Here is a 21,092-nt window from a genome sequence, read left to right as displayed (position 1 = left end):
TGGTTTCAACCGCCTCGCGTTACATCCGTCACGTTGGGTAGTTGCAGGATACGGCCTATCGATTGACTCAATGCGGCCAAGTCCGGGACAGACAGCTTCAGGTCCATCACGACTTGCTGATTTTTCTTGTCCGTCCTGGTTGTTGCCGTATCAACGCTCACCTTCTCATCAGTAAAAACACTGCTGATGTCGCGTAGTAGTCCTTGCCGGTCGAAGGCGCGGATTGTCAGTTCTGCCGGGTAAGTCGCACCGGCAGGTTCCCCCCAATCGACAGAAATGACGCGTTCAGGGTTGCGTGTATTCAGGCTAAGAAAATTGCGGCAGTCTGCCCTGTGAATGCTGACACCCCGGGCCTGGGTAATGTAGCCGCTGATGGTTTCAGGCGGAACCGGTCGGCAACACCGCGCGAAATTGCAAAGCAGATCGCCAACGCCGCTGACCGCAATTTGTCCGGCGCCACTGGGTCTGCTTTCAGGTGCACGGCGGGTACGCAACGTGTCAGGTTGCTGATCGCCGCGCAGGTTCTGAATAGCGCTGGCGACCGACGACGACGTTGAATCGCCGGCGCCAAGAGCAATGCAGAGACTCTCGACGCTGTCGAACTTCATGTACTTTGAAATCTGTTCGAGTGGAATGTCGTTGATGTTCAAGCGCGTCAATTCCCGCTCAAGAATTTCGCGACCTTGCCGCCGGTTCTGCTCCTTGTCCTGCTGCCGGAACCAGTTCCTGACTTTCGCACGACTTCGGCCACTGGCCAGATAGGCATGTTGCGGGCTCATCCAGTCCCTGCTCGGATTGGGTTCGCCACTGGTAATGACGTCGATCTGGTCGCCGTTCTGTATCTTGTAAGTCAATGGAACAATGCGACCGTTAACTTTGGCGCCCCTGCAGCGATGGCCTACTTGCGTGTGCACGTAATAGGCAAAGTCCAACGGCGTCGCGCCAGCAGGGAGTTCGACTACGTCGCCTTTGGGGCTTACAGCGTAGACGCGGTCTTCGAATACCTCGTCGCGAATCTGCTCCAACAGGTCACCGTCGGGACTGTCGCCATCGAGGAGGTTGCGCAGGAAGCGAATCTTCAAATCGAAGGCTTCAACCGGACCGCCGCCTTCCTTGTATCGCCAGTGCGCGGCGACACCGAACTCAGCATGTCGATGCATGTCATGAGTGCGAATCTGAACTTCGAGTGTGCGTCCGCCTGGACCGATAACCGCGGTATGCAAAGACTGATAATTATTGCCCTTAGGGTTGGCAATGTAGTCGTCAAACTCGCCCCGCAGGTATGGCCACATATTGTGGACGACGCCCAGCGCGGCATAGCACTCGCGGACATCATTGACGAATATTCGCACGGCACGCATATCGAAAATCTGTTCCAGGCCTCGATCTTTGCGCTGCATCTTTCGCCAGATACTGTAGATGTGCTTTGGACGACCGCTGATCTCGGCAGTAATGTCACTGGCCGCAAGTGCGTCGCGAAGCTCGTTTATGATGGACTCAATAAAGGCTTCGCGCTCACTACGGCGCTCGCGCAGCCCCTTTGCGATTTCTCGGTAAGTGTCTGGTTCAAGGTAACGGAATGCGAGGTCCTCCAGTTCCCATTTGAGCTGCCAGATGCCAAGCCGGCTTGCCAGAGGCGCGTATATTTCGCGCGTTTCCAGCGCGAGCCGGTGCTGTTCGGCAACATCGAGGTCTTTCGCCTTACGCAGGCGATAGAGTTGCTCGGCAATACGCACCAGTACGAGCCGGGCATCGGACACCATCGCCAGCAGCATTTTTCGCAGTGCCTCGGACTGCTGGGTTGCGAGGGCGGCTCCGGGCTTCCAGTCCGTCGGCAGAGAGAACCGACTTAGGTGCACCAGACCTCCGGTCAGGTCGAGCGCCTGCGGATCCAGATCCGCAGTGTTCGGTGCGGCAGCGAGGTCTCGTAAGAGCGGGTACAGAATCACGGCGGCCTCCAGTGAGCCGCTGATCTCGAAAGGCGCCAGAATAGCGACGATGGCCTCACCCTCGTCACGACACGGGGCAAATACCGCCTGACCCGACTGGCTCTCCACGAACCGTCGGGCTTTTGCGACGATCGCTTCGTGTTCGTCGCTGTTTCGTCGATTTTCTACGTTACTTGTCGTCATCCGGGTGTCTTTCGGTGGTGTGTACCTAATCCAGAACCGTTATCATACGCGCAGCTTGGCTAGCACTCGCTATCCGCCCACCGGTTTCAACGGCGGCTGCGCGGTGCTTTCCTAACATACCTAGTCACAATTTTCACACAGGGTTGGAAAAGCCGAATGGCAGGACATAGTAAGTGGGCGAATATTCAGCACCGCAAGGGCGCCCAGGACAAGAAACGCGGCAAACTATTTACGAAGCTGATACGCGAGATCACGATTGCTGCCCGCATCGGCGGGGGCGACCTGACCGCCAATCCACGTTTGCGCCTCGCGGTCGATAAGGCCAAAGCGCAAAGCATGCCGAAAGACAATATTGACCGGGCAATCAAACGCGGTTCTGGCGACATGGATGGCGATGAGTACCAGGAGATTCGCTACGAGGGGTACGGTCCGGGCGGCACTGCGGTAATGGTCGATTGTATGACGGACAACCGCAATCGCACCGTGGCGGAGGTCCGGCACGCGTTCTCAAAATTTGGCGGTAACCTCGGCGCGGACGGTTCGGTGGCTTATTTGTTCAATCACGTTGGCCTGTTGTCTTACCCGGAAGGTAGCGATGAGGATGCCATCATGGAAGCGGCCATCGAGGCTGGCGCCGAAGATGTCGTCGTTGATACTGACAAGTCAGTCGAGGTGATCACCGAGCCCGGCGAGTTCGAAGCTGTACGAGATGCTATGCGCGCCGCTGATATGCCGCCTGAAAGTGCCGAGTTGACGATGCGCGCGACAACCTCCGCTGAGTTGGGTGTCAATGAGGCCACAACGATGATCAAGTTGCTCGAAATGCTCGAAGATCTGGACGACGTGCAAAACGTCTACAGCAACGCGGATATTTCGGACGACGTGCTGGCGCAGCTGTGAGTGATACGCCGATACCCAAGCAACGAATACTGGGAATAGACCCGGGTTCCCGCCTGACCGGTTTCGGCATTATTGACGTTGACATCAAGCGCGCAACTTACGTAGCCAGTGGTTCTGTGCAAAGTGCGCGAGGTAGTTTTCCGGAACGTTTGCAGTTGATTTTTCGATCAATCGGCGAAATTGTGGCGGAGTACCAGCCGCAGGTTGTAGCCATTGAGAGCGTTTTCGTACACCGAAATCCCGGCAGTGCACTGAAGCTTGGTCAAGCCCGGGCTGCGGCACTTTGCGCGACCTTTTCTGTCGAAACAGAAGTTCACGAATACGCGCCACGTGAAATTAAACAGGCCATCGTTGGTACCGGAGCGGCAACCAAAGAACAGGTGCAACACATGGTGACTTCATTGCTCTCGCTCGACGGCGCGCCGTCGCCCGATGCGGCAGATGCACTGGCGGCTGCTCTTTGTTGTGCACATCGGCAACGAATGCACGTACGCATGACAGGGATAACCGAAATGCGAGTTGTACGATGATTGGAATGTTGCGCGGCAGTTTGGCGCACAAGCAGCCGCCGCAAATTATTGTGGACTGCAATGGCGTGGGTTACGAAGTCGAAACACCTATGTCAACCTTTCTTGATTTGCCACCGCTCGGCAAGAACGTCAGCTTGTTTACTCACTTGCTGGTTCGCGAGGACGCGCAAGTGCTTTACGGGTTCGCGACGGAAGACGAGAAGCTGTTATTCCGGACCTTGTTAAAGGTCAGCGGTGTCGGTGCGAAGATGGCGCTATCGATCTTGTCTGCGATGAGCGTGGGCGACTTCGCACGCTGTGTGCAGCTCGAAGACACCGCGATGCTGGTAAAGATCCCGGGCGTCGGCAAGAAGACCGCTGAACGCCTCATCATTGAGATGCGGGACAAGCTGGCGAAAGCGGCCGAAGGCTTGCCGCAAATCAACAAGCCAAATGCCGTCAGCGACGCTCGAACGGAAGCCTTTGACGCGCTCGCATCCCTCGGCTATAAGCCTGCCGAGATCAAACAGCTGCTGGCAAAAATGGATACTGATGGTATGACGTCCGAAGACATCATTCGTCGCGCACTGCGGCATACAGTCGGGCAGGGAAGCTAGCCAATGTCGGCAATAGAACACGACAGATTAACCAGCGCGGTGCAACGGGACGAAGACCGGCATTTTGACCGCGCGATACGCCCACGCACGCTTGCTGACTATGTTGGTCAGCCAAAAGTTTGCCAACAGATGAATATTTTCATCACGGCGGCCAAGCAGCGTGAGGAAGCCCTGGATCACGTGCTGATCTTTGGGCCGCCAGGCCTTGGTAAGACTACGCTGGCGCACATCGTCGCCAACGAAATGAAGGTCAACATGCGGCAGACCTCGGGCCCGGTACTGGAACGCCCGGGTGATCTGGCAGCCATACTGACCAACCTCGAGCCGAATGACGTTCTGTTCGTGGATGAAATTCATCGCTTGAGTCCGGTTGTTGAAGAAGTGCTGTACCCGGCAATGGAAGATTTTCAACTGGACATCATGATTGGCGAGGGACCTGCGGCTCGTTCTATAAAACTGGATCTGCCGCCCTTTACGCTGATTGGTGCGACCACACGTGCAGGCTTGTTGACCTCACCGCTGCGGGATCGTTTCGGTATCGTGCAACGGCTGGAGTTCTATGCCGCATCCGACCTCGAATCCATTGCAAAACGCTCCGCGGAAATTCTTGGCTTGCCGATCGAAATTGACGGAGCTCGAGAAATTGCGAGCCGGTCTCGCGGCACGCCTCGTATCGTCAACCGCTTGCTGCGGCGGGTGCGAGATTTTGCAGAGGTTGAAGGCAATGGCGTGGTGACGGGTGATATCGCACGACGGGCAATGGACTTGCTCGAAGTGGATCCACACGGTTTCGATGCCATGGACCGGCGCCTGCTACAGACCATCATCGACAAGTTTGACGGTGGCCCGGTCGGCGTTGAAAGCCTGGCAGCAGCGTTAGGTGAGGAGCGCGGTACGATCGAAGACGTCTTGGAACCCTATTTGATACAACAGGGGTTTATGATGCGCACCGCCCGTGGGCGTGTAGCGACCCGCAACGCCTACCTGCATTTTGGTCTGACGCCGCCAGCACGCGAAGTCATTCCGGAAATGCCGCTGGCCGAGCAACCTTGAGTTTTTTGTCATGTCTTTGACCAGCGAAGAAGCAGCTTTTCTTTGGCCAGTACGCGTCTACTACGAAGACACTGATGCGCAAGGCGTGGTCTATTACGCGAATTATTTTCGCTACATGGAGCGTGCGCGTACGGAATGGTTACGCGCCCTCGGTGTCGAACAGGATGAACTGATGCAGGACCAGCGGCGGGTGTTTGTCGTGGTTGATACACAAGCGGAGTTTCTCAAGCCCGCCAGATTCAACGATCAGCTGGTGGTCAGCGCACGACTGATCAATCGCGCTCGTGCCAGTTTTGATCTGGAACAAATTATTTCACGCAACAATGGGGATTTGCTGGTCAGGGGCCGAACACGTGCCGCGTATTTGAACGCGGATACGATGAAGCCGGTCAGACTGCCCACCGATCTCTTCGAGGAATCGTAAATATGACGCCTGATATGTCTCTTATGAGCCTGGTTCTGGAAGCCAGCCTGCCCGTGCAGATCGTTATGCTGATCCTGCTCGGTGCATCCGTCGTTTCCTGGAGCATCATTTTCACCAAACGGCGGCTGATACACCGGACGAAATCCGCGTCTGATGATTTCGAATCCAGTTTCTGGTCCGGTGGTGACCTCCAGTCGTTGTACCAGAACACGGCACGGCAGAAAGACGGCAATATCGGGATGGCCAGCATTTTTGAATCCGGTTTTCGGGAATTCTCACGGATCAAGCAACAAGGTGACGTCGAGCCGGCGAAGATTGTCGAGGAATGCCAGCGCGCGATGCGGGTCTCGCAGATGCGCGAAGTGGACCGCCTCGAACAGAGCCTGGCTACGCTGGCAACGATTGGCTCCACCAGCCCCTATATCGGCTTGTTCGGGACTGTCTGGGGCATCATGGGGTCATTCCATGGTCTGGGCGCTAATCCACAGGCAGCAACCCTGGCGTCGGTTGCGCCGGGTATCTCGGAAGCGCTGGTGGCGACCGCGATGGGTTTGTTTGCGGCCATACCGGCGGTCGTTGCCTACAACCGTTACGCGGACAAAGTACTTCGAATAGAAATTCGGTACGACGGCTTCATGGAAGAGTTTACCAGCATCCTCCAGCGCCACGCGCGGGCACGGACCGGAGCCTGATATGGCATCGCCACTGCAAAAACGGAAGTTAATGGGCGACATCAATGTCGTGCCCTATATTGACGTGATGCTGGTGCTGCTGATCATCTTTATGGTCACAGCGCCGCTCTTGACTCAAGGTGTACAGGTTGAATTGCCGAAAGCTGGTGCGGAGCCCATCACTGATTTGCCGGATACGCCACCGTTGGTGCTCAGCGTGGACCGCGACGGAAACCTGTTTATCAATTTTGGTGACAACAAAGACAGTCCTGCATCGGCAGACGAGATCGTACGTCGCGCCAGTATTCTGATCACCGAACACCCGAATATTCCCGTACTCGTGAAAGGTGATCGGGCCGTGTCTTACGGCAATGTAGTGGGTGCGATGGTGTTGTTGCAACGCGCTGGTGCTGCGAAGGTGGGTTTCGTAACTGCCCCCCTCGACACGTACCCGATTCCGGAATAGCCCGCTCTAACCGCATGCGCGACGATCTCAATATAATCCCGGTCACCCTCGCTATTGTGCTGCACGTGGTCATTGCGGCGCTGATGATCGTGGGCCTCGATTTTTCGCGTGCGAGTCAACCGGCGACACCGCTGCTCATGACGGCGACTCTGATCACCGAAGACGACATGCAGACGGTGACACAGAAGGCTCCTGAACCCGTCATCGAAGAACCGCCAGCTGTCGAACCGGAACCCGAGCCAGAACCTGAGCCAGAGCCCGAACCAGAGCCCGAACCAGAGCCGTCTACGCCGGTACCGGATCCGGCCGAGCAGGAACGGCAACGGCTGGAAGAAGAGAAACGACAACAGGACGTTCGCGAAGAGCAGGAACGCGTTCGGCAAATTCAGTTGCGCGAAGAGCAGGAACGCATCCGCAAAGAACAGGAAGCCGAGCGCGTAAGACAGCAGAAAGCGGAAGCCGAACGCAAAAAACGCGAGGAAGCGGAGAAAGAAAAACAGCGGGAAGAAGCGGAACGCAAACGTAAGGAAGAAGTCGAACGACAACGACTGGAAAATGAACGGAAGAAGCGCGAAGCAGAAGATGCGGAACGTAAACGGCGTCTGGACGCTGAACTGGCTGAAGAAGCAAAACGGCTGGCAGCGCAGCAATCGGGCGAGATGGCGCGGTACATTTACGCTATTCAGCAAAGAATACAGAGGAATTGGGTACGACCACCCAGTGCCCAACCTGGCATTGAGTGTGTCGCCCTGGTAACTCAGTTACCCGGTGGTGACGTAGTCGATGTGGTAATTGACCGGTGCAATGGCGACGCTGCGGTACGTCGGTCCATTGAGGCCGCTATATACAAAGCGACACCGTTGCCGCAGCCTCAGAACAGAGCTCTTTTCGATCGAAACTTGCGGATCGTCGTCAAACCTGAACAATAGGGCTCCTCATTGCAGGTCTGCCCGATCCTGGACTGGAAGAATATGAAATTACTCTCGGTAGTACGTTTTTCGCTCGTCATTTTGCTGATCGCCAGCGGTTTGGCGCGGGCCGAACTGAACGTGGAAATTACCCGCGGCGCAGGCAAGCAAGTGCCGGTTGCGGTTGTTCCCTTTGGTTGGGAGGGCAACGGCGCTGAAGCGCCTTTTGATGTTGCTGAGATTATCGCTGCCGACCTGCAACGCAGCGGCCGATTCGCGCCTATCGATATAAACAAGATGCTGCAGCGTCCAAGCAGCGGCGTGGACGTCAATTTTTCAGACTGGTCCATTTTGGGCGTTGAAGCGCTGGTGATTGGGCGGGTGACGCAAACCGGCGACAACGTGTACAGCATCCAGTTTCAGCTGTTTGACGTTTTCGGGCGCGATCAGCTGGTCGGCTATCGCATGCCAGCGAGTCGCGGCACGATGCGCGTCGGTGCACACCGCGCCGCCGATATGATCTACGAAAAGCTGACCGGCATACCGGGCGTCTTTGGCACCCAGGTCACCTACGTGACGGCGACAGGTACAGGCCGTAATCGCTTGTACAGACTCATCGTTGCCGATGCCGATGGTGAAAACGAAAACACGATTATGGAATCGGCTGATCCGATTATGTCTCCGGCCTGGTCTCCGGACAGCCGACGTATTGCCTACGTGTCTTTCGAGGGCAGCGTGTCGTCGATATTCATCCAGACGCTGCGAACTGGTAATCGCGTTCGGGTCTCCAACAGACCGGGTATTAACGGCTCGCCGTCGTTCTCACCGGACGGCCGAAAACTGGTGCTGACACTGGGTGGCCCGGATGGCAACCTCGATATCCACGTCATGGATATTGCCAGCCGCGAAACCACCCGCTTGACGACAAACCGGTCGATTGACACCGAAGGTAGCTGGTCGCCGGACGGTTCACAGATTTACTTCACGTCGGATCGCAGTGGCGGGCCGCAGGTTTACCGCGTCAGTGCCAACGGCGGAACACCGGAACGCGTTACTTTTGAGGGCAGTTACAATGCGCGTCCGAGGCTTTCCCCGGACGGCAAAAAGCTCGCACTCGTGCACCAGAATCGGGGTGAATTCCAAATTGCCGTGCAAGACCTCGCGAGCCGGCAGTTGTTGATTTTGTCCGCCGGCGACCAGGACGAATCCCCGAGTTTCGCCCCGAACAGCGATACCTTAATCTACGCAACCCGACAGGGTCGGCGGGGCGTATTGGCTACGGTATCGGCTGATGGACTGATTCGGCAACGACTGGCATCAGGCGAGGGCGACGTGCGTGAGCCGGTCTGGTCACCGTTCCCGCGCTACTAAACTCGAAATACCACAGCGAAAGCTTGTGTAATTTATTGTATTTGATTGGAAACTATTCTATTTTTCGCCCAATGCTGAAGGTCGAATCTGCTCGGCCTTGCTTAAGGATGCCAACATGAACCACTACAAACTGTTATCTGTTTCTCTGCTTGTCCTGTTCCTTGGCGGCTGTAGCAAGACGCCAACGTTGCCGGACCCGGAGCCGAATAGCGAAATTGGCTCGGGCATGGACGACGATTCGTCGGCCGGCACCCGCGGCTGGGAGACCGACGGTCTCGATCAGGGCGAGGAGTTCGGCGACGATATGGCCGGCGAACTTGGCCTGGTTCTGTATTTTGATTTCGATCAATCGGAGTTGCGACCCGAGTACGCGGAGTTGCTGTCAAAGCACGCTAATCGACTCGCGAATAACTCTCGATTGAGCGTGCGCCTCGAAGGCCACGCCGATGAGCGTGGCTCACGCGAATACAATATCGGCCTGGGTGAACGGCGTGCACAGACTGTGCGCCGTATGATGCTCATTCAGGGTGCGGCAACCAATCAGATTTCGACGGTCAGCTTCGGTGAAGAACGCCCGGCGGCGTTCGGCAGCGACGAGGATTCGTACCAGCAAAACCGTCGCGTCGAAATCAAATACACGAACTAGGCGGTCGTTATCGTGCACAGAAATAAAGGTCTGGCCTTACTGCTATGCGCAGTAATGAGTGTGCAGGGTTGTGCGCTGACGCCGCCTGCCGAAGACCCGATGCACCAGCGTCTGGTTGAGCTTGAACGGCGCCTGGCGGCATTAGAGCGTATTCTGGCCAACGGCAGCCTCGTTGATCTGGCGGTTCAGGTGGACGAGCTGCAGCGCCGAGGTGCCGAACTGCAGGGGCGCATCGAAACCCTTGAGCACCAGAAAGACGAGGGTGCATTGCGGCAGCGCGAGCTCTACCGGGATCTCGACGAGCGTATCCAGAGTCTGGAACGCAGCTCGCGGCCGGTTGAAAACGTAGTCAGCGTTCTTGACGGTGGTTCATTATCCCCGGGCGAGCTGCCATTGCCTGGTGGTTCCGATCTGGATAACTACCAAGCCGCGTTTGAGTTGTTGAAGGAACAACGCTACGAACCAGCCGCGATGGCTTTTCGCCAGTTTCTGGTGAGTTTCCCCGACAGCCAGCGCGCAGACAATGCGCAGTACTGGCTGGCCGAGTCTTACTACGTGTCCGGTGAATTTGCCGAGGCGCTAACCCAGTTCAAGATTGTGGTCGACAAATACCCGCGCTCGCGAAAGGTGCCCGATGCCTTGCTGAAAATGGGTTACTGCAATTACGAACTGAAAAAGTGGGACGACGCACGGGCGGCTTTGCGCCGCGTACAGGCGGAATACGCCGATACGACCGCAGCCAGGCTGGCCGAGCAGCGTCTCTCTAGAATGCAGGACGAGGGCCACTAGCCCTCGCACGAGGAACGGGAACTTGTTATTTGGCGTCGGTCCGGTATTATCCCCGCCCGGCGCTGAATCAGCGCAGCCATCGGTAATTTGGGTGTCGGTTTCGACACCAATCGGTGCACCTTATGGGGGGCGTTAGCTCAGTGGTAGAGCATTCGGCTTTTAACCGACTGGTCGTAGGTTCAAATCCTACACGCCCCACCATTTCCTCCTCGCTCAATTCCTGATCAACTTCACTGATTTCAAATAAAACAGGCGACGCCTGTTTGCCACGCCGTTATCATATGCGACTTTGTTTGGCGGCTGGGTGATCGATTCGTGGCAGTAGAACCTTGGAAGTTTCATAAATTTGGCGGTAGCAGTCTGTTTGACGCGGCTTGCTTCCGCCGTGTGGCAGATATCATTAAATCGCAGCCATCCGCTCGGGTGGGAGTTGTCGTTTCCGCCATGGGCGGCATGACTGACCGACTGTTGCAGTTAACCGAACTCGCCGCGAAAGATGACAAGCAGTACGAGCAGGACCTCAAGGCTCTGGGTGACCGCTACGCAGTAGCAGCCGATGAACTGTTGAGCAACCAATCGCGGCCAGCCGTTATCGACCAATGGTTGCAGGACGCGCGTGATCTTACCGACTTGCTGCGTTCTATTGCCGACACTCAGACCGCGACGCAGCGTTCCCGCGATCAGGTAGCCGGTTTCGGCGAATTGTGGTCGACACGTTTGCTCGCCGCCTATCTGGGCGAGACACTCGCCGACAACCGCGGCGGGCGCTGGTTGGATGCACGCAGCATTCTTACCGTCCGGCACGGCGAGCTTGGCCCCGCGGTCAATTGGCCGGTGTCACAACGCAAATTCGATCATCAGATCGATGACTTCGAGCAGGGGGTCGTTGTCATTACCGGATTTATTGCGGTCGACGAAGAAGAGTGCCATACGACTCTGGGACGCAACGGCAGCGACTATTCTGCAGCTATATTTGCGGCTCTTGCCGGTGCGGATGAACTCACGATCTGGACTGACGTCGACGGTGTCATGAGCGGCGATCCCAATCGGGTACCTGACGCACAAATTATCGATGCGCTGAGCTACAACGAAGCACTGGAGCTGGCCTATTTCGGCGCCAAGGTTATTCATCCGCAAACGCTCGGCCCTGCCATCGACAACGATATCACGGTACTGATTCGCAATACCTTCGCTCCGGACCGGCCTGGCAGTCGTATCGGAACCACTATCGAAGTGGGCAACTCGGTCAAGGGCATCACGGCGATAGACCGCATGGCACTGGTTAACCTTGAAGGTACCGGCATGATCGGTGTGCCGGGTACGGCGGATCGCTTGTTTGCTTCACTTAAAAAGGCTCAGGTTTCAGTAACACTGATTTCTCAGGCAAGCTCTGAGCATTCAATCTGTATCGCCGTGCCGGAAGAACTGGCGGACAAGGCGAAACAGGTAATCTCTGATGCCTTCGCCGAGGAACTGAGTGATGGCCAGATTCAGAGCGTTGATGTCACTCGCGCCCAGAGCATTATCGCCGTCGTTGGTGACAACATGGCTGGCTCTGTCGGCCTCGCGGCTCGGTTTTTCTCCAGCCTCGCAAGAGCGGGTATCAACATCAGGGCAATCGCACAGGGTTCCTCTGAGCGCAATATTTCTGCCGTAATTGACGCCAGTGAATCCACGCGTGCGTTGCGTGCGGTTCACTCCGGGTTCTACCTGTCGACCAAGACGATCTCGATCGGTGTGATTGGGCCTGGTCTGGTGGGCGGTGCATTACTGGATCAGTTGCACAAACAAAGCGCGGTGTTGCAGGAAGAATTCCAGATCGACCTGCGGGTACGGGCTATCGGTCGTTCGAAGGCGATGGTTCTTGACGATCGGCGCATTGAGCTCGCCGACTGGCGTGATGCAATGGACAAGTCTGAACAGGCGTTCAATCTGAAAGCATTCGTGGACCACGTTGATGCGGATCACTTGCCACACGCGGCCATTATTGATTGCACATCCAACAACGAAGTAGCAGGGCAGTACGCGGACTGGCTTGAAAGAGGGATTCACGTTGTCACGCCCAACAAGAAGGCGTTCAGCGGTTCTCTGGATGCCTATCAAGCGCTGCGACTCGCGGCACGTCGCGGTAGTGCACACTACATGTACGAAACGACTGTTGGCGCCGCGCTGCCGATAATTTCGACCATTCGCGATCTGATTAACACGGGCGACAAGGTGCGCAGCATTACCGGGATTTTTTCCGGAACGCTGGCCTATTTGTTCAATGTGTACGATGGCAGCAAGCCGTTTTCTGAAATTGTGCGAGCCGCAAAAAGCAGTGGCTACACAGAACCGGATCCCCGCGATGACCTGTCTGGAATGGACGTCGCACGCAAACTGACAATTTTGGCGCGCGAGCTGGGCCTGTCACTTGATATCGGCGGGTTTCCAGTACAGAACCTCATTCCGGAAAAGTTACGCGACGCGCCAGTCGACGAGTTCCTTTCAGGGCTTGCTGATTATGACGCTGAGATGGAGGCGCAATTCATTGCGGCCAGGGAGCAAGGCAAGGTTCTGCGTTACGTCGCAACTTTGAATGACAAAGGTGAAGCATCGGTTGGGCTGCAAATGATCCCAACCGACAATCCGCTAGCGAACATTAATCTCACTGACAATATTGTTCAGTTCGTAACGGATAGGTACGCGCAGAACCCGCTGGTTGTGCAGGGTCCGGGCGCAGGGCCCGAGGTTACAGCAGGCGGCGTGTTTGGTGATTTGCTGCGCCTAGCCGCTTATTTGAAAGGAAATGACTGATGGTCAGGGACGGTGAATTTGTCAGTGCGTATGCACCGGCATCAATAGGCAACGTGGCCGTTGGCTTTGACATGCTTGGGTTGGCCATCGAAGGTGCCGGAGATCGGGTACTTGCCCGACGCACAGAAGGCAATGACGTTTTTATCAGCGCCGTGTACGGCCTGGATGGCGAATTGCACACCGGACTGTCTACCAGTATCGAAGAAAACACCGCGGGCGTTGCGGCAGCTGCATTGTGGGCGGAACGAGGCGAGGGCGGCCTGGAGTTGATCGTTCGCAAAGGTGTGCCATTGCAATCAGGGATGGGCAGCTCGGCTGCGTCAGCGGCCGCTGGGGCAGTTGCCGCAAATGCGCTCCTGGCTCAACCGCTCTCCATGGCAGAACTGATGCCTTACGCGTTGGCGGGGGAAGCGGTCGCCAGCGGCGGCATCCACGCCGACAACGTTGCTCCCAGCTTGCTTGGCGGTCTCGTATTTTGCCCGCCGGTATTGCTGCCGAAGGTGGTCAGTCTGGGCACGAGTGCCGGAATAAGCAGCGTCTTGTTGCATCCGGAGTTGCAGGTCAACACGGCCGAGTCACGACGAGGTTTGTCACGTAACGTAACGATGGACCAATGGCTGGCGCAACAAGGCTACATAGTCGGTTTTGTCGAAGCCTGCAGAACGGGCGATCGCGACCTGCTCTCGCATTGCCTGCAGGACGTCATTATCGAACCGCAACGTGCCGCTATGGTTCCGTGCTTTCCTGCCGTCAAGGAAGCGGCCCTGGGCCGGAAGGCCTACGGTTGTTCTCTGTCAGGTAGCGGACCCAGCATTTTTGCGCTTTGCGCCACTGAAGATGCCGCCGATGTAGCTACTGTTATGGAAGAAGCTTGTCGAGGTGATGGTTACGAATGCCAGGTCTGGATCAGCCCGTTGACGGCGGCCGGTGCCACTGTGGGACCAGCAGAATGAATTTCATCAGTACCCGCGGTTCACAGACAGTCAGTCTCGACATAGCGCTGATGCAGGGGATTGCCAGTGATGGCGGCTTGTTCATGCCCGAGACTTTGCCCAGGTTTTCGCCTGATGAGTTCGCCAATTGCGAAGGCATTCAGCAAACGGCGACAAAGGTATTGGCGCCGTTTTTCAAAGGCTCGTCACTGGAAGGGTCGCTTGCAGACATTGTTGCGGAGACCTATTCGTTCCCAATACCCGTGAGTACGCTTGCAGAAGGCGAGCGCCGGCTTGCCATGCTGGAGTTGTTCCATGGCCCGACGGCGGCGTTCAAGGACGTTGGCGCCGGTTTTCTAGCGGCTTGCCTGTCGCGCTTGTCCGGTGATGCCGAACAGCCGTTGACGATTCTTGTGGCGACCTCCGGTGATACGGGTGGCGCTGTTGCTGCCGCGCTTGACGGTAGACCGGGCATTCGTGTCGCCGTACTGTTTCCCGAAGGACGGGTGTCGCCGCGCCAGGAGAAGCAACTTACTTGCTGGAGTGAGAACGTACTCTCACTGGCCGTTAAAGGCGCTTTCGACGACTGTCAGCGACTGGTCAAGGAAGCCTTTGTGGATCCGGCGCTGGCCAGCACTTTCCGCTTCAGTTCAGCCAACAGCATTAATATCGGCAGATTGTTGCCGCAGAGCATTTACTACGTAAACGCCAGTTTGCAGCACTATCGCGAGACCGGCCGACGCCCGTCTTTTGCTATACCCACGGGCAATCTTGGCAATGGGCTTGCGTGCATACTCGCGCGTGACATGGGCTTCCCGATCGGGGAGATCGTCCTGGCCGTCAATGAAAACCGCCTGATCGCCGACTACCTCGACGGGGCCGAATGGTTGCCGCGGACCAGTTTGCAGACCCTGGCCTCGGCTATGGATGTCGGTAATCCCAGTAACATGGAACGATTGCGTGCGCTGCACGGGGAAGCAAGCGACTTACGGCAGCGAATTTCTGCCTTCGTTGTCAGTGACGAGCAGATCACCGACGAGATCAAGCGCAACTATGCCGAATTTAATATTGCAACGTGCCCGCATACCGCAACGGCGACCAGTGTATGGCGCAGTCTGGATAAGGAACGCCGTCAAGCTCAGGACTGGATTTTGGTCAGTACCGCGCATGCAGCCAAGTTTGAATCGATAGTGGAACCGTTGATCCAAACCACTATAGAGTTGCCAGACGCCCTTGGTGCAATCCTTGCGCGCCCCAGCCACGCAGTTTCCATGGATGCTAGCCTCGCAGCACTGGCCGCCGCACTGAAATCCGGCTTTCAGGTTGACGCCGCCGACACAAGCGGCGATAAGTAGTACTGATGTGCCGGGCTATTAGCCCGGCATCCACCTTGGCCATTGAAGAATTCCGTGTCTGACATTCTGCCGCAGAGTTACCTGATTCCGTTGCTGGGCGTGCTGCTGTTGCTCGTCCTGTGGCTCGCGTACCGACATTTCTATACGGACAGACGTTCGTTTGAAGCAGTAATCAAGACCATTGCTTACGACAAGCTTAGTGACCTGGTTATCGCCAAAATGGACGAAGGTGAAATTCACATCGACCATTTATTATTGACGGCACAGGGTTTGCTGGTACTCGATGTCAAAGAAGTCGATGGCATAGTTTTTGGCAGCGACAAGATGCAGGACTGGACGGTTATCGGCAAAGAACGCCGGTACACGTTCGCAAACCCTCAGCCAGCTTTATACGATCGAATTGCGGCGGTCAGTAATATTGTCAGACAGGTTCCTGTCACCGGCCGGGTCTTGTTTCTGGATGGCGCGGATTTCACCAAAGGTGTCCCGGACCTGGTGTGCAATCTCGATGAATTGCAGAAAGAGTTTGGCGACAACGACAAGACCGGCGCTGCCGCGCGGATTGATGCGTTCAAGCCCCACTGGGAGCAATTGCGAGCGCAGTCCCGGGTCGATGAAACCTTCAGCAATCGGCGTCGCAGAACACCGGTTATTCGTGACTGATCAGCGCTTCTGATCAACAAGTTGCAGGTCGCCATAGGCGGCCGCGAGAGCCACGGAACTGCAGGCTGAGGTAGCAGAAGGCACATGCTCCAACCAGGGGCGGGGTTGATCGGTCAGCATGCTGATCAGGATGAACGACAATTCGGCAATCAAGGTCATCGACATTGCTGATGCGACCGCAAACAACATTATTCCGGGTATGTTGGCCCATAGCAGCGCCAGTCCACTGCCGCCGCCTGCCTGTGCTCGAGCTTGCAACGTATAGACTATCGCAGCGATAACGGTAACCGGCACCATCGCCAATTGAAACAGCAGCAGGCCGTGCAAGTCACCGCTGCCGGACCCCATGAAGACCGCCATCATGGAAATCATGCTGCTCAACAACAACGCGGCCCAACCGACGGCAAGCCAGACTTTGATCTCTTTCATTTCGTTGGCTCCGGCAGGTCGAAGAATCGCCGAGCATTGGCGCTGGTTAGTGCAGCCAGCCAATCGGGGTCCATATTGCCCGCTGCGGCGGCAACTCTCAGCACTTCCCGTAAGTATGCGGGTTCGTTACGGCGGGTGGCCGGCTTCGGGCGCAGGGTCCGCGGCAGCAAATACGGTGCATCCGTTTCAAGCATCAGGCGCTCGGGTGGAATACTCGAAACCAGTTCCAATAGATGCGCACCGCGGCGTTCGTCGCAGATCCAGCCGGTGATGCCGATAGAAAGTCCCATGTCGAGGTAGTCCCTTAGCATGCCCTCATCACCGGTAAAGCAGTGGGCGACGGCATTACGGATGCGCCCTATATAGGGCTGGAGGGTGCTGACGAAATCATCATGTGCGTCCCGTTGATGCAGGAAGACCGGTAGTTGATGTTCTACGGCCAGATCCAGTTGGCGTTTGAATGCCTCTCGTTGAGCGTCACGTGGGGAATAGTCGCGAAAATAATCCAGGCCGCACTCGCCCAGGGCCACGACTGACGGGTGTGGCGCCAGCTCGTTCAGCGTCGCGTGTACGGCGTCGTCGTACTCGTTTGCGTGATGTGGGTGTACGCCGCAGGTTGCGAACAAGGTGCCAGCATATCGCTCAGCAAGAGCAACAGCGTCACGACTGCCTTGTTCGCTCGCACCTGTCACCACTAACTGCGAGACGCCGGCGGCTGCGGCGCGGTGTAATACAGCATCAAGGTCGTTGCTAAAACTGTCGTGAGTGAGGTTCGCACCGATATCGATCAACATGAAAATTTCGTCCGTGAAAAAGCGCTTGTCATTTGCGAGTAAGGATCAATTTGGCCGCCAGCGAAACAACACAGCAGCCAAGGACAAGAAAACTGCGCTCATGAATAGCAGAATCAGTAAGGTCGGCGCAACGTCCGCCAATCCAGCACCGTCAATCATGACCGCACGGGCGGCTTCGAGTACATGGGTCAACGGAAACATCTGCGCCATTGCTTGAACCCACGGTTCCGCAGCTTCCAGCGAGAACCAGACGCCAGACAGCAGCATCATCGGCCAGGACACCATGTTCAGCAATCCGCCGGCCAACTCCTCACTGGTGACTCTGGCTGCGACCAGCAAACCCAAAGAAACAAGTGAAATCGCGCCGGTAGTTGCGATCAGGAACAAGGTTATAAGGTTGCCGTCCATCCGGATGTCCAGAAAAAATGCCGTGCCGGCATAAATAAAAACGGTGATGCTCATGATGAGCAATAGCCGCGAAGCAATTTGTGCGACTACGAATTCGATGGCCCTCAAGGGTGTGGCACGAAGTCGTTTCAGGAAACCGTTCTTGCGATAGCGAACGACAACGTAACCAACCCCAAACAAGCAGCTGAACATCATGTTCATGCCGAGTATTCCGGGCAGCACCCAGTCGACGTAACGGACGGGTGCGCCGCCTATTTCCCGGCGTCGGGCGTCCGGTTCAGCTTGCAGCAGAATCCGCTCGGCAAAATAGCCGCGAGGTGATTCGGGATTCACCCAGTATTCGGTATTCGAGCCAGGACGGAGTAACAGGTCCAGTTGGTGCTGAGCAACCTTGCGTTCACCGCCGCTCTGATTTTGAACAGCAACGAAATCCACATAGCGTGTCTGCAGGAAAATCGCAGTGCCAGAAGAGGCGCTGCCGTCTGCAGGAACGACCCCGACCGTGAATTCTGACTGTTGCTCAGCGCCGAATATGAACGAGAGCCCGAACATCAGGCCCAGTGGCAATATCAGGTTCCAGCTCAACGTACCGCGATCCCGAACGAATTCGAGGTTACGCGCTCTGAAAATGGCATAGATTCGTTTCAGCACGGAATTGCCCTCAGGAGCGCAAAGAGTGGCCGGTTAGATCGAGAAACAGATCGTCCAGATTCGGCTGCCGAATCTTCATTCGGTTGAGATTCTTCACCTGCGGCGCAAGCGTCAGCAGGCTCGCGTAGACATCGTCCGTGAGGATTTCGATGACGTTTTCGGTTTCGCGTTCTCGGTGATCAATGCCACTAAGTTGATCGCAAACATCTTCCGCCGGCAACTCGATGATGACATTCCGGTACCTCTCCCGCAGCAGGGCTTCGGGAGAGCCGTTGGCAATGATCAGGCCGCCGTCCATGATCGCAATCTGATCGCACAGGACTTCGGCTTCGTCCATGTAGTGCGTGGTCAGAATAATGGTCGTGCCGTCTCGCTGAATGCGGCGGACCAAATCCCAAAAGTTTCGTCGTGCCTGTGGGTCCAGTCCCGTCGTAGGCTCGTCGAGAAACACCAGTCGCGGTCGATTGATCAGTGCTACTGCCAGGAGCAGCCGTTGCCGCTGGCCACCCGACAGTTTGCGGTTGTCGCGGCCGGCAAGATCGAGCAGCGAGCATTCAGCCATCAGCTGGTCGATATCGGCCCGGCGATCGTACAGGCTGTGGAACATTTGCAACGTCTCGCGGACGCTGAGGTGGTCCTGCAGCGCGGTATTCTGGAATTGAATGCCGGCTTCCTCGCGAAACCGACTGCCGGCCAATTCGCCAAAATAGTAGACTTCGCCGGCGCTGGGCGGCGTTACCCCTTCGATAATTTCCACCGTGGTTGTCTTGCCCGCGCCATTTGGGCCCAGCAGGCCAAAGCAGACGCCCTCAGCCACCTCGAAACTCACATCGTCGACGGCCAGGACACCGGGGTATTGTTTGCGCAGGTGGCAGGCCTGCAATGCGATAGTCATACGCACGGCTCGTTGAGTGGTCGTCGGGCGGGGAGGCGCCTAGATTACCGGGATAGGGCGGGTCGGCATAGCCCGATTCCGGCAATACCTGGATGCGGAGTCCAACCGTAGGGTGTTCGGCGGCATCATAAGGCCAGTAGTTACCCGAACAAAAACAGGAGCAACACCATGTTGTGCACACGATCAATACTGCAGCGCTCGCTGCTGGGCGCCCTCGCGATATGCGTAGCGGGTACCGCGCTGGCCGCCAACATCAACAAGAGCATCCGAATTGACGACGGCACGGAGACCGGTGGCCGATCAACTGTCAATGGTGGGATTTCCGTTGGTAGCAACGTTGTAATCACGGGCTCGGTCAGTACCGTGAACGGTTCGATCTCGGTAGATCGGGACAGCCAGATTCAGGACGTTGCCACAGTCAACGGCGGCATCCGGCTGGCCTCGGGCGTCATTGCCGACGATGTTGAAAGTGTAAATGGAAACATTCACTTGGAAGAGAATGTCCGCGTGCATGGCGATATTGAGATCGTCAATGGCAAAATCGAGATTGGTACCGGTAGTTTCGTTGCGGATGACGTCTCCAATGTAAATGGCGACATTGTCGTATTCGGTACCGATGTCGGTGGTGATATCAGTACTGTCAACGGTGATGTGACGGTGACCGAGAACAGCATTGTGCGCGGGGACTTAATCGTTGAAAAGCCAGGTGGTTGGCGCTGGAAGGAAAAGAATCAGCGCAAACCGAGGGTGATTGTAGGGCCGGGAACTCAGGTACTGGGGAAAATCGCGCTGGAGCGCGAAGTCGAGCTCTTCATCAGTGAGACCGCCACGGTGGCATCCGTCAGCGGCAAGATGAGTTTGGACGACGCGGTTCGCTTTAGCGGCGCACGCCCGTAGAATAGGGGCTGTGCATAGCGCAGCCCCTCAATTGTCCCTGTTCGCCGATGACGCGTCCGCGCCGTCTGTTCGTGAGCCTGAGTTCCGTATTCGGGAAAGCGCGCGCGCCAAGCGGCTGTCGATCAAAGTGTACCCGCGAGGGAGAGTGGAAGTAGTCGTACCGCGGCGGACGCGAGCAGCGGACGTGCAGCAGTTTGTCAGCGAAAACCGCGAGTGGATACGTCAATCCCGCGAGCACTTTGCCCGGCAGCACGGACACGAAGAGTTTGCACTGCCCGATAGTGTCGATTTGCCGGCTATTCAACGCGTGTTTCAGATTCACTATGTTGAGCAGCGCGACTACAAGTCGGTTCGCTGGCGCCAGCAGGGCGAAGACGTTTGGCTTACCGGTCCTGTGGCTGACGAAGCTAAGTGCGTTGCTGCCCTACGTCGATGGCTGGCTGTGCTCGCGAAATACGAGTACCAGCCACGACTTCTGGCTTTGTCGAGACTGACCGGCATTGAATTTGAGCGGATGCAGATCCGTGCACAAAAGACCTGTTGGGGCAGCCGCAGCAGCAGCGGCACGATCAGCCTTAATCTGTGCTTGTTGTTTCTCCGTCCGGAGTTGCTGCATTACCTGCTCGTACATGAACTGTGTCACGGACGACACATGAACCATTCCCGCCGGTTCTGGAACCTCGTCGGCAAATATTGCGATGACTACCGCGTTCTCGATCGGGAATTGGGCCATTCCTGGCGTGAGGTCCCTGTCTGGGTTGGTCTGGTCTGACTTACCTCAGAGTT

General features: G+C 56.6%; 22 protein-coding genes and 1 tRNA gene. 18 read left to right on the top strand and 5 right to left on the bottom strand.

The features are described 5' to 3' along the window. Positions 1 to 5 precede the first annotated feature (5 nt). Positions 6 to 2,132, bottom strand: a complete 2,127-nt coding sequence (locus tag AC0L8N_RS18405) for a RelA/SpoT family protein (RefSeq protein ID WP_473669835.1) — start codon at positions 2,130 to 2,132, stop codon at positions 6 to 8. Positions 2,133 to 2,288: 156 nt separating this feature from the next. On the opposite strand from AC0L8N_RS18405, the gene AC0L8N_RS18400 reads away from it, so the two are divergent. The 16 genes from AC0L8N_RS18400 to AC0L8N_RS18325 all read left to right on the top strand — a co-directional run bounded on the left by AC0L8N_RS18400 (position 2,289) and on the right by AC0L8N_RS18325 (position 16,232). Then, on the top strand, positions 2,289 to 3,032 hold the full coding sequence (locus AC0L8N_RS18400) for a YebC/PmpR family DNA-binding transcriptional regulator (RefSeq protein ID WP_473669833.1): 744 nt from the start codon (positions 2,289 to 2,291) through the stop codon (positions 3,030 to 3,032). Beyond that, complete coding sequence (ruvC, locus tag AC0L8N_RS18395; protein WP_473669831.1) at positions 3,029 to 3,562, top strand: crossover junction endodeoxyribonuclease RuvC; 534 nt, start codon at positions 3,029 to 3,031, stop codon at positions 3,560 to 3,562. Before AC0L8N_RS18400 ends, ruvC begins: the two co-directional genes overlap by 4 nt. After that, positions 3,559 to 4,158 (top strand): Holliday junction branch migration protein RuvA, encoded by a 600-nt coding sequence (gene ruvA / locus AC0L8N_RS18390; protein ID WP_473669829.1) that lies wholly within the window; start codon positions 3,559 to 3,561, stop codon positions 4,156 to 4,158. The genes ruvC and ruvA overlap by 4 nt, the downstream gene beginning before the upstream one ends. A 3-nt stretch (positions 4,159 to 4,161) precedes the next feature. Beyond that, positions 4,162 to 5,211: a Holliday junction branch migration DNA helicase RuvB gene (gene ruvB, locus AC0L8N_RS18385; protein WP_473669827.1), complete on the top strand. Its 1,050-nt coding sequence runs from the start codon at positions 4,162 to 4,164 to the stop codon at positions 5,209 to 5,211. Between the two features lie 10 nt (positions 5,212 to 5,221). Beyond that, positions 5,222 to 5,635 (top strand): tol-pal system-associated acyl-CoA thioesterase, encoded by a 414-nt coding sequence (gene ybgC, locus AC0L8N_RS18380; protein WP_473669825.1) that lies wholly within the window; start codon positions 5,222 to 5,224, stop codon positions 5,633 to 5,635. Positions 5,636 to 5,637: 2 nt separating this feature from the next. Beyond that, positions 5,638 to 6,327, top strand: coding sequence for a protein TolQ (gene tolQ / locus AC0L8N_RS18375; RefSeq protein ID WP_473669823.1), 690 nt, complete (start codon positions 5,638 to 5,640; stop codon positions 6,325 to 6,327). Position 6,328: 1 nt separating this feature from the next. Continuing rightward, the gene (gene tolR, locus AC0L8N_RS18370; protein WP_473669821.1) at positions 6,329 to 6,772 is read left to right on the top strand and encodes a protein TolR; all 444 of its coding nucleotides are present in this window, start codon (positions 6,329 to 6,331) and stop codon (positions 6,770 to 6,772) included. Between the two features lie 14 nt (positions 6,773 to 6,786). Beyond that, entirely contained in the window at positions 6,787 to 7,701 is a 915-nt protein-coding gene (gene tolA / locus AC0L8N_RS18365) for a cell envelope integrity protein TolA (protein WP_473669819.1), read from the top strand. A 42-nt stretch (positions 7,702 to 7,743) separates the two neighbouring features. Beyond that, positions 7,744 to 9,051 carry a Tol-Pal system beta propeller repeat protein TolB gene (gene tolB / locus AC0L8N_RS18360; RefSeq protein WP_473669817.1) on the top strand — a complete coding sequence of 436 codons (1,308 nt, stop codon included), beginning with the start codon at positions 7,744 to 7,746 and terminating at the stop codon, positions 9,049 to 9,051. 115 nt (positions 9,052 to 9,166) lie between these two features. After that, positions 9,167 to 9,697 carry a peptidoglycan-associated lipoprotein Pal gene (gene pal / locus AC0L8N_RS18355; RefSeq protein WP_473669815.1) on the top strand — a complete coding sequence of 177 codons (531 nt, stop codon included), beginning with the start codon at positions 9,167 to 9,169 and terminating at the stop codon, positions 9,695 to 9,697. A 12-nt stretch (positions 9,698 to 9,709) separates the two neighbouring features. After that, a complete protein-coding gene (gene ybgF / locus AC0L8N_RS18350) occupies positions 9,710 to 10,486 on the top strand; it encodes a tol-pal system protein YbgF (RefSeq protein ID WP_473669813.1) in 777 nt (258 codons plus the stop codon). 126 nt (positions 10,487 to 10,612) lie between these two features. Continuing rightward, a tRNA-Lys gene (locus tag AC0L8N_RS18345) sits at positions 10,613 to 10,687 on the top strand. A gap of 114 nt (positions 10,688 to 10,801) precedes the next feature. Beyond that, positions 10,802 to 13,282 (top strand): bifunctional aspartate kinase/homoserine dehydrogenase I, encoded by a 2,481-nt coding sequence (gene thrA / locus AC0L8N_RS18340; protein ID WP_473669811.1) that lies wholly within the window; start codon positions 10,802 to 10,804, stop codon positions 13,280 to 13,282. After that, complete coding sequence (locus AC0L8N_RS18335; protein WP_473669809.1) at positions 13,282 to 14,235, top strand: homoserine kinase; 954 nt, start codon at positions 13,282 to 13,284, stop codon at positions 14,233 to 14,235. The genes thrA and AC0L8N_RS18335 overlap by 1 nt, the downstream gene beginning before the upstream one ends. Beyond that, on the top strand, positions 14,232 to 15,569 hold the full coding sequence (thrC, locus tag AC0L8N_RS18330) for a threonine synthase (protein ID WP_473669807.1): 1,338 nt from the start codon (positions 14,232 to 14,234) through the stop codon (positions 15,567 to 15,569). The genes AC0L8N_RS18335 and thrC overlap by 4 nt, the downstream gene beginning before the upstream one ends. 54 nt (positions 15,570 to 15,623) lie before the next feature. Then, complete coding sequence (locus tag AC0L8N_RS18325; RefSeq protein WP_473669805.1) at positions 15,624 to 16,232, top strand: nuclease-related domain-containing protein; 609 nt, start codon at positions 15,624 to 15,626, stop codon at positions 16,230 to 16,232. Here the strand turns inward: AC0L8N_RS18325 and AC0L8N_RS18320 are convergent, their stop codons facing one another. Genes AC0L8N_RS18320 through AC0L8N_RS18305 form a run of 4 tightly spaced genes read right to left on the bottom strand, consistent with a single transcriptional unit; the run spans position 16,233 to position 19,409 of the window. Further along, positions 16,233 to 16,661, bottom strand: a complete 429-nt coding sequence (locus AC0L8N_RS18320) for a hypothetical protein (protein ID WP_473669803.1) — start codon at positions 16,659 to 16,661, stop codon at positions 16,233 to 16,235. It lies immediately after the preceding gene. Next, complete coding sequence (locus AC0L8N_RS18315) at positions 16,658 to 17,455, bottom strand: TatD family hydrolase (RefSeq protein ID WP_473669801.1); 798 nt, start codon at positions 17,453 to 17,455, stop codon at positions 16,658 to 16,660. The genes AC0L8N_RS18320 and AC0L8N_RS18315 overlap by 4 nt, the downstream gene beginning before the upstream one ends. 45 nt (positions 17,456 to 17,500) lie before the next feature. Next, the gene (locus tag AC0L8N_RS18310; protein WP_473669799.1) at positions 17,501 to 18,514 is read right to left on the bottom strand and encodes an ABC transporter permease; all 1,014 of its coding nucleotides are present in this window, start codon (positions 18,512 to 18,514) and stop codon (positions 17,501 to 17,503) included. 10 nt (positions 18,515 to 18,524) lie between these two features. After that, a complete protein-coding gene (locus tag AC0L8N_RS18305) occupies positions 18,525 to 19,409 on the bottom strand; it encodes an ABC transporter ATP-binding protein (RefSeq protein WP_473669797.1) in 885 nt (294 codons plus the stop codon). A 168-nt stretch (positions 19,410 to 19,577) separates the two neighbouring features. Between AC0L8N_RS18305 and AC0L8N_RS18300 the strand changes: the two genes are divergently transcribed. Together AC0L8N_RS18300 and AC0L8N_RS18295 are read left to right on the top strand one after the other, a co-directional pair. After that, the gene (locus tag AC0L8N_RS18300) at positions 19,578 to 20,306 is read left to right on the top strand and encodes a DUF4097 family beta strand repeat-containing protein (protein WP_473669795.1); all 729 of its coding nucleotides are present in this window, start codon (positions 19,578 to 19,580) and stop codon (positions 20,304 to 20,306) included. Positions 20,307 to 20,316: 10 nt separating this feature from the next. Then, complete coding sequence (locus AC0L8N_RS18295; protein WP_473669793.1) at positions 20,317 to 21,078, top strand: M48 family metallopeptidase; 762 nt, start codon at positions 20,317 to 20,319, stop codon at positions 21,076 to 21,078. The last annotated feature ends 14 nt before the right edge of the window (positions 21,079 to 21,092 follow it).

The sequence above is a fragment of the Woeseia sp. D3-10 genome, from assembly GCF_055809415.1.
The sequence above is the reverse complement of the archived record's forward strand: the minus strand, read 5'-3'. Positions and strand labels throughout refer to the sequence as shown.

Excerpts from the sequence above, each read along its gene's own strand:
- AC0L8N_RS18320 (WP_473669803.1), bottom strand. The coding sequence starts at position 16,661 with ATGAAAGAGATCAAAGTCTGGCTTGCCGTCGGTTGGGCCGCGTTGTTG.
- AC0L8N_RS18405 (WP_473669835.1), bottom strand. The coding sequence starts at position 2,132 with ATGACGACAAGTAACGTAGAAAATCGACGAAACAGCGACGAACACGAA.
- tolA (WP_473669819.1), top strand. The coding sequence starts at position 6,787 with ATGCGCGACGATCTCAATATAATCCCGGTCACCCTCGCTATTGTGCTG.
- AC0L8N_RS18300 (WP_473669795.1), top strand. The coding sequence starts at position 19,578 with ATGTTGTGCACACGATCAATACTGCAGCGCTCGCTGCTGGGCGCCCTC.
- AC0L8N_RS18400 (WP_473669833.1), top strand. The coding sequence starts at position 2,289 with ATGGCAGGACATAGTAAGTGGGCGAATATTCAGCACCGCAAGGGCGCC.
- AC0L8N_RS18335 (WP_473669809.1), top strand. The coding sequence starts at position 13,282 with ATGGTCAGGGACGGTGAATTTGTCAGTGCGTATGCACCGGCATCAATA.
- thrC (WP_473669807.1), top strand. The coding sequence starts at position 14,232 with ATGAATTTCATCAGTACCCGCGGTTCACAGACAGTCAGTCTCGACATA.
- AC0L8N_RS18305 (WP_473669797.1), bottom strand. The coding sequence starts at position 19,409 with ATGACTATCGCATTGCAGGCCTGCCACCTGCGCAAACAATACCCCGGT.
- tolQ (WP_473669823.1), top strand. The coding sequence starts at position 5,638 with ATGACGCCTGATATGTCTCTTATGAGCCTGGTTCTGGAAGCCAGCCTG.
- pal (WP_473669815.1), top strand. The coding sequence starts at position 9,167 with ATGAACCACTACAAACTGTTATCTGTTTCTCTGCTTGTCCTGTTCCTT.
- ybgC (WP_473669825.1), top strand. The coding sequence starts at position 5,222 with ATGTCTTTGACCAGCGAAGAAGCAGCTTTTCTTTGGCCAGTACGCGTC.
- ruvA (WP_473669829.1), top strand. The coding sequence starts at position 3,559 with ATGATTGGAATGTTGCGCGGCAGTTTGGCGCACAAGCAGCCGCCGCAA.
- tolR (WP_473669821.1), top strand. The coding sequence starts at position 6,329 with ATGGCATCGCCACTGCAAAAACGGAAGTTAATGGGCGACATCAATGTC.
- AC0L8N_RS18315 (WP_473669801.1), bottom strand. The coding sequence starts at position 17,455 with ATGTTGATCGATATCGGTGCGAACCTCACTCACGACAGTTTTAGCAAC.
- ruvB (WP_473669827.1), top strand. The coding sequence starts at position 4,162 with ATGTCGGCAATAGAACACGACAGATTAACCAGCGCGGTGCAACGGGAC.
- tolB (WP_473669817.1), top strand. The coding sequence starts at position 7,744 with ATGAAATTACTCTCGGTAGTACGTTTTTCGCTCGTCATTTTGCTGATC.